Below are 5,264 nucleotides of genomic sequence, written 5' to 3' on the forward strand. Positions count from 1 at the left end.
CTCGGGCAGCGCGGGCGCCGCGACGCGGGTGTGCTCGGTCCGGGCGGGCGAGGGGCGCGGCGGCCACCAGTGACAGGTCACCGCGGCGGCCGCCACGCCGAGCGCGCAGCCCGCCAGGACGTCGCCGGGGTAGTGGACGCCCACGTACACCCGCGAGAACGCCACGGCCGCGGCGACCGGCGCGACGAGGGCGCCGTAGCGGGTCGACTCCAGGGCCACGCCCGTGGCGAACGCCGCCGCGGACGCCGAGTGCCCGGAGGGGAACGACGAGGTCCACGGCGCCTTCGTCAGGCGCCTCACCAGCGGCACGGCGTCGAGCGCCGGGCGGTGCCGGCGCACCGCGTACTTGGCGACCGCGTTCGTGGTCAGCGAGGCCAGCGCGAGAGCGGCCACCCCGCGTCCGGCCGCCCGCCGCGCGGTCGGACCGCCGGCCAGCCGGGCAGCCGCGCCGCCGCCACCCGTTCGAACCACCGTCGGTCGATCCTGCCGATCCGTCCCGTCATGGCCTCACTGGACCAGGGCAGACGGGCGGCGGCCCGCGCTGCTGGCCCGAACGGGTCACGGGGCGCGGCCGGGCGACCGAGCGGAAGCCCGCCAGGAGATCCCGCACACTCGTCCCGGAAGGCGCGAGCACGTGGACGTGTGGCACGGTCACGTGGACGTGGGGCCCGCGGACGCGCGGTACGGGCATCGCGCCGGAGAATGCCGACATGACGACAAGTCGTTCCCCGGACATCCGGGTCAAGCGCGTCTACGACCCCGCGGCGCCGGACGACGGCGCCCGCGTCCTCATCGACCGGCTCTGGCCGCGCGGCGTCTCCAAGGAGCGGGCCGACCTGGAGTCGTGGGACAAGGAGGTCGCGCCCTCGAACGAGCTGCGCCGCTGGTACGGCCACGACCCGGCCCTCTTCGAGGAGTTCGCCGAGCGCTACCGGCAGGAGCTCGCGGCCCCCGGCCGTGTCGCGGAACTCGACCGGCTCCGCGACCTCGCCCGTACCGGCCGCCTCACCCTGCTCACCGCCACCAAGGACCTCCCGCACGGCCATGTACGCGTCCTGGTGGACGTCCTGACCGGCGGCTGACCGCGCGACACCGACGGCGGACCGCGCGCCGTCGCCGATTTGCCGGAACGGCAACAGACGTGGCCCGCGTCGCGCGCCGGGCCGCATGCTCGAGGCCGCAGCCGCCACCCGAGCACACCAGGAGGGGCCATGCCCGCGACCTCATCTGCCGCAGCCGACCGCACCCACCGCCTGATCCCCTCGCCCGCGGGGCGGATCCACGCGGTGGAACAGGGCACGGGCCCCCTGGTCCTGCTGGTGCACGGCTTCCCCGAGACCTGGTACTCCTGGCGCCACCAGTTGCCCGCCCTGGCGTCCGCGGGCTACCGCGCGGTCGCCGTCGACGTACGCGGCTACGGCCGGTCCAGCGGTCCTGACGACGTGGCGGCCTACCGGATGCTCGACCTGGTCGAGGACAACGCCGCCGTGGTGCGGGCGCTCGGCGAGGAGAGCGCGGTGGTCGTCGGCCACGACTGGGGTGCGACGATCGCCGCGCACTCCGCGCTGGTCAGGCCGGACGTCTTCCGCGCGGCCGCCCTGCTGGGCGTCCCCTACACGCCGCCGGGCGGACCGCGCCCCGGCGAGGTCTTCGCGCGGATGGGCGGGGGAGGGGACGGCAGCGCGGGCGGCGAGTTCTACGTCTCCTACTTCCAGGAACCCGGCCGGGCCGAGGCCGAGATCGAGCCCGACGTACGCGGCTGGCTCGCCGGGTTCTACGCCGCGCTGTCCGGGGACACCATGCCCGGCCCCGACGCCCCCGCCCCGCACGTCACGGGACCGGGCGGCACCCTGCGGGAACACTTCCCCACGGGCCGCCTGCCCGGTTGGCTCGACCCGGCCGATCTGGACGTCTACGCAGGGGAGTTCGAGCGGACCGGCCTGACCGGCGCGCTCAACCGCTACCGCTGCATGGACCGCGACTGGGCCGATCTCACGCCCCGCTTCGAGGGCGCCCCGCTCACGCGGCCGTCCCTGTTCGTCGGCGGCGCCCTGGACGCCTCCACGACGTGGCTGGCCGACGCGATCAAGGCGTTCCCCCGGACCCTGCCGGCCCTGAGCGCCGCCCATCTCCTCGACGGCTGCGGCCACTGGGTCCAGCAGGAACGGCCCGCCGAGGTCAACCGGATCCTGACGGGGTGGCTCGCGGGGCTGCCGGGCTGACCCGGGCGGCGACGGCGCTCTCCGCGTCGTCCTGCGCGGCGCCGCCCTGCTCCTCGGCGGCGGCCGGGGCGGGGTCCGGCCTGCCGGGCAGGAACCAGCCGGCGATCAGCACGGCGACGGCCGCCCCGAGCACCCACCAGGAGGTGGTCGGAAGGACTCCACCGGGCTGTGGCCGCTGTCGGCCTGGCGCTGGAGCAGCAGGGCGACGACGGCGATGCCGAGCGAGGCGCCGAGCTGGTTGATGATGTAGAGCGCCGAGGTGCCCTGCGCGACGGACTCGCCGGGCAGGGTCCGGTCCAGCGAGTCCATGGTGGGCGCGCCGATGAAGCCGAGGCCCACACCGGTGGTGAACGCGCAGGCGCCGAGCAGGACTTCGCTCGTCGTGGCGCCCGCCTGGGTGTACGCCAGGGAGCTCACGGCGATGACGAAGGCGCCGAGCGGGGCGAGCCGCTTGGCCCCGACCTTGTGGCTCAGGCGCCCGGCGACCGGCATGGCGAGGAACGAGCCGACGCCGAGCGGGGCGAGCAGCAGACCGGCCGCGAGGACGCCGTGGCCGCGCACCTCCTGCTGGTACAGGGGGACGAGGAACAGCATCGAGAAGAGCATGACGCCGGTGAGTCCCATGACCGTGACGCTCGCGGAGAAGCTGCGGCTGCGGAACAGGCCGAGACCGATGAGGGCCTTGGCGCCAACTCGTACGGCCTGGGCGCCGTATCCGACGAGCAGGACGGCGCCGAGCACCCGCGCCACGATCACTGGCGCGCTGCCGAACCCGGCGTCCTCGCCGGCCCGCGAGAGCGCGAAGGTGAGCACGGCGAAGGCGGGGCCGAGCAGCGCGAGGCCGACGAAGTCCAGCGGGGTGGCGGACCGTTCGCTCTTGGGCGGGTCGGCCGGCACGATCCGCAGGGAGAGCGCGAACGCCAGGACGCCGATCGGGATGTTCACCAGGGATGTGTCGCAGGACGTGTCCCGCCGGGCCCTCAAGGGAAGACGACCGACGGGTCCACCGGGCTGAGGACGACCCAGCGCAGCGCGGTGTCGCCGAAGCGGCCGTACGTCGCCACGCGCACGTCGAGCGGGTCCGGCGCGACCAGCGGGAAGTACATCGGGCGCGCCGCGTCGTCGGCGTCGCCCCGCACGCCGGTCGTGTCCTCCCACAGCTCGGCGACGCCCGGCTCGCGGCGCACGGTGCGCACCACCTCGTCCAGCCGCTCGTTGTCCGGCCACCGCTGCCACGCCAGCCGCAGCTGCCCCAGCAGCGGAACGGCCCACTTGGTGTCCCACTCGCGCAGCTGATAGCGCGCCTCGGCGGAGAACGCCCACGTCATGGTGTTCGTCTCCGGGTGCATCAGCCAGGGGCAGTGCCGCGCCGCCACGGTGTTGGCCGCCACCACGTCCCAGGCCTGGTCGCAGATCCAGCTGACCCGGCGCTGCTGGTGCAGCAGATCCAGCAGTGCCGCGTCGGGGCGGGCGCCGCCGGCCCGGTGCCGGGGCGGCTGGTGGCCGGTGCCGCGGTAGAGGGCGGTGGCCTGCCGGGGCGAGAGGTCCAGGATCCGCACCACGCCCGCGATCATCTCGCGCGCGTACGTGCGGTCCTCGCCCCGCTCCAGAGCGCGGTACCAGCGCTCGGAGACGCCGAGCAGCAGGGCCATGTCGAGCTGGGTGAGATAGCTGCGGTGGCCGCGGAAGGGGACGGGACCGGGCAGCAGACCGGGGTCCCGCGCCATCCGCCAGGCGCGCAGCATCCGCCCGAGGTCCTCGCGTCGCGCGTCCAGCAACAGTAAAGACCTCGCAAAGATGGGGCGGTCGTACGGAGAGTGCCGCGCGCCCTTCGCGGATCGCCGCCCGGGCCGGGGCAGGGTGTCAGCCTCGCACACGGGAACGGCTACCGGAACTCGGGAGTGCCGGTAGCCGGGCGTGCCGACCTTGGGGCGCGGCGGGCGGTCATGGTGGGCCCGCCGCCGCCCGCCACGGTCCTCGAGACCCACGGGTGGCCAGGTCAGCCGCGCCTCGACGGCCCGTACACGTCGTACGCCGCCCGGTGCGCACGTCCGTCAGCCGCACACCCACGGAGATCCCGATGAGCCACTTCCTGCCGGAGACCGACCCCGTGCTGACCGCCGCCCGCGGTCTGGCCCTCACGCACTCCGGCATGATCGAGGTGAACGCGAGCCCGCTGTACCTGCGGGCGCGCGACGCGGACCCGGCCCGCACCGTCGCCCTGGTCTCGGGCGGCGGCTCCGGCCACGAGCCGCTGCACACCGGGCTCCTGGGGCGCGGCGGCCTCGACGCCGTCTGTCCCGGCGAGGTCTTCGCCTCCCCGCACAACCGGCAGATCTACGAGGCGAGCGCGGCGGCCGCCNNAAGAACTACACGGGCGACGTGATCAACTTCCAGATCGCGGCGGAGCGCCTGCGCCACGACGGGATTCCCGTCGCCACCGTCCTGGTCGACGACGACCTGGCCACCGACAGCGCGGACGCCGCGACCGGCCGACGGGGCACCGCGGCCACCGTCGTCGTCGAGAAGCTCCTGGGCGCGGCCGCCGACCAGGGGGCGACGCTGGAGGAACTCGCCGACCTGGGACGGCGCGTCGTGGCCCGCTCCCGCAGCATCGCCGTCGCCGCCCGCGCGCAGACCTCGCCCACCACGCTGAACCCCGCGTTCACGCTGGACGAGGGGACCCTCGACTACGGCGTCGGCATCCACGGCGAGCGCGGCACCCGCACCATCGCCCGCCCGGCCGTCGGCGACCTGGTCCGGCGCATGACCGACGACCTGCTCGACGCCCTGCCCGACGGGCCCGGCGAGGTGCTCGCCCTCGTCAACGGCCTGGGCGCCACCACCGAGCTGGAGCTGAACGCCATCGGCGTCCTGCTGCACGACGAGCTCACCGCCCGCGGCATCCGGCCGGTCCTCACCGTCCCCGGCACCTTCACCGCGGCCCTGGACATGGCCGGCTTCTCCCTCACCCTCACCCGGCTGGAGGACGGCTGGGCCGACCTGTGGCTGGCCCCCACCCGGACCCCGCTCGTCCTGCCC

The 5,264-nt window shown here is 75.3% G+C and carries 7 protein-coding genes and 1 pseudogene; 4 read left to right on the forward strand and 4 right to left on the reverse strand.

Annotated features, from left to right (window positions below; translation table 11 throughout):
- Window positions 1-471 (reverse strand): phosphatase PAP2 family protein (locus AOK22_RS38265; protein WP_157872427.1); only part of this gene is annotated, 471 nt, incomplete at its 3' end.
- Between the two features lie 239 nt (window positions 472-710).
- Here AOK22_RS38265 and AOK22_RS38270 point away from each other — a divergent pair.
- A complete protein-coding gene (locus AOK22_RS38270) occupies window positions 711-1,082 on the forward strand; it encodes a DUF488 domain-containing protein (protein WP_055703244.1) in 372 nt (123 codons plus the stop codon).
- A 129-nt stretch (window positions 1,083-1,211) separates the two neighbouring features.
- Window positions 1,212-2,222 carry an alpha/beta fold hydrolase gene (locus AOK22_RS38275; protein WP_055703245.1) on the forward strand — a complete coding sequence of 337 codons (1,011 nt, stop codon included), beginning with the start codon at window positions 1,212-1,214 and terminating at the stop codon, window positions 2,220-2,222.
- Here the strand turns inward: AOK22_RS38275 and AOK22_RS41735 are convergent.
- The 3 genes from AOK22_RS41735 to AOK22_RS38285 are packed head-to-tail and all read right to left on the reverse strand — an operon-like array spanning window position 2,179 to window position 4,000.
- Window positions 2,179-2,355: a hypothetical protein gene (locus AOK22_RS41735; RefSeq protein WP_157872428.1), complete on the reverse strand. Its 177-nt coding sequence runs from the start codon at window positions 2,353-2,355 to the stop codon at window positions 2,179-2,181. The genes AOK22_RS38275 and AOK22_RS41735 overlap by 44 nt on opposite strands.
- A complete protein-coding gene (locus tag AOK22_RS41740) occupies window positions 2,328-3,167 on the reverse strand; it encodes an MFS transporter (protein WP_055703246.1) in 840 nt (279 codons plus the stop codon). Before AOK22_RS41740 ends, AOK22_RS41735 begins: the two co-directional genes overlap by 28 nt.
- Window positions 3,168-3,202: 35 nt before the next feature.
- A complete protein-coding gene (locus AOK22_RS38285; RefSeq protein ID WP_079037110.1) occupies window positions 3,203-4,000 on the reverse strand; it encodes a helix-turn-helix domain-containing protein in 798 nt (265 codons plus the stop codon).
- Window positions 4,001-4,302: 302 nt separating this feature from the next.
- Here AOK22_RS38285 and AOK22_RS43565 point away from each other — a divergent pair.
- The coding region (locus tag AOK22_RS43565) for a dihydroxyacetone kinase subunit DhaK (protein WP_244165277.1) at window positions 4,303-4,584 on the forward strand (282 nt) is incomplete at its 3' end.
- A gap of 2 nt (window positions 4,585-4,586) precedes the next feature.
- Window positions 4,587-5,264 (forward strand): annotated as a pseudogene (locus tag AOK22_RS38290) (dihydroxyacetone kinase subunit DhaK); the annotation flags it as partial.

Origin of the sequence: Streptomyces silaceus (genome assembly GCF_001419745.1) — a bacterium.
Classification (GTDB): Bacteria; Actinomycetota; Actinomycetes; order Streptomycetales; family Streptomycetaceae; genus Streptomyces; species Streptomyces silaceus.

Coding starts and splice junctions, on each gene's coding strand:
- AOK22_RS38270 (WP_055703244.1), top strand. CDS start 711: ATGACGACAAGTCGTTCCCCGGACATCCGGGTCAAGCGCGTCTACGAC.
- AOK22_RS38275 (WP_055703245.1), top strand. CDS start 1,212: ATGCCCGCGACCTCATCTGCCGCAGCCGACCGCACCCACCGCCTGATC.